Source organism: Micromonospora sp. NPDC003776 (assembly GCF_053605645.1).
In genome coordinates, this window is sequence record NZ_JBSGJR010000974.1 from 1 (window position 1) to 1181 (window position 1181).

Here is a 1181-nt window from a genome sequence, read left to right on the forward strand (position 1 = left end):
GGTGGCGCTGGGCGCCGGGGCGTTGTGGGCGGCGTACATCGTCTGCTCGGCCCGGGTCGGCGGCCGGTTCCCCCGGGCCGACGGGCTGGCCCTGGCGTTGGCGGTGGCCGCCCTGGTCACCCTGCCGATCGGGCTGATCGGCTCGGGCGGCCGGCTGTGGCACCCGGCGGTCCTCGGGCTCGGCACCGGGCTGGCGCTGCTGGCCTCGGTGCTGCCGTACACGCTGGAACTGCTGGCGCTGCGCCGGCTGCCCACCTCGACCTTCGCGGTGCTGATGAGCCTCGGGCCGGCGATCGCGGCCCTGGCCGGCTGGCTGGTCCTCGGCCAGGCGCTGCACCCGGTGGAGGCGCTGGCCATCGGCCTGGTGATCGCGGCGAGCATCGGCGCCGTCCGGGCCGGCCGGCCCGCCGCCACCCCGCCGCCCGCCGCCGGACCGGACAGTGGGGAGCTGGTCAGCGCAGCAGCCGCACCGCCGCCGGCACCGCGCTGATCCGCACCGGCAGGTCGTACGCCCGCTCCCCGTCGACGTACGTGGTGATGCCGGCCGCGGCCAGCTCCACGGTGCGGGCCCGGTAGCTGCGGACGAGCGGATGCGCGACGTGCGTGCCCTGGTAGATGCGGGGCTTGACCCGCATCAGGGTGCGCCGGTCGAACCGCCCGCCGACCACCACGTCCAGCAGCCCGTCGGTCGGGTCGGCGTCCGGGCAGATCCGCATCCCGCCGCCGTAACTGGCGGTGTTGCCGACCGCGACCAGCACCGCGTCCACCTCGTGTTCCTCGCCGTCGAGGCGCATCCGGTAGCGGCGCGGCCGCAGCCGGGCCAGTTCGATCAGGATCGCCAGGTCGTACCGGCGGGGGCCGCGCGGCCAGGCCATCCGGTTGGCGCGCTCGTTGACGATGGCGTCGAAGCCGGCCGCCAGCACCGCCCCGTACCAGCGGTCACCCCCGTCGGAGGTGGTCAGCCGGGCCAGGTCGACGGGGCGGGCCCGATCGGCCCGCAGCGCCTCGGTGATCACCTCGACGGCCGCCACCGGGTCCGCCGGGAAGCCGGTCTCGACCGCGAAGTCGTTGCCGGTGCCGGCCGGGACCGGGCGCAGTCCACCGCGGTGGCCGGGCGGCCGGTCTCCCGGACGGCGCTCACCGCCGCGGTCGAAGAGGTGGCGCGGGTGGACAGTGCCGAC

At 77.1% G+C, this 1181-nt stretch carries 2 protein-coding genes; one reads left to right on the plus strand and one right to left on the minus strand.

The features are described from left to right. Positions 1–490, plus strand: a 490-nt coding sequence (locus ACWEVO_RS36830; protein ID WP_452311997.1) for an EamA family transporter, incomplete at its 5' end; no start/stop codon positions are given. On the opposite strand, the gene ACWEVO_RS36835 is transcribed toward ACWEVO_RS36830, so the two are convergent. Further along, positions 453–1181: diacylglycerol kinase family protein (locus ACWEVO_RS36835; RefSeq protein WP_452311998.1), on the minus strand; the 729-nt coding region annotated here is incomplete at its 5' end. The genes ACWEVO_RS36830 and ACWEVO_RS36835 overlap by 38 nt on opposite strands.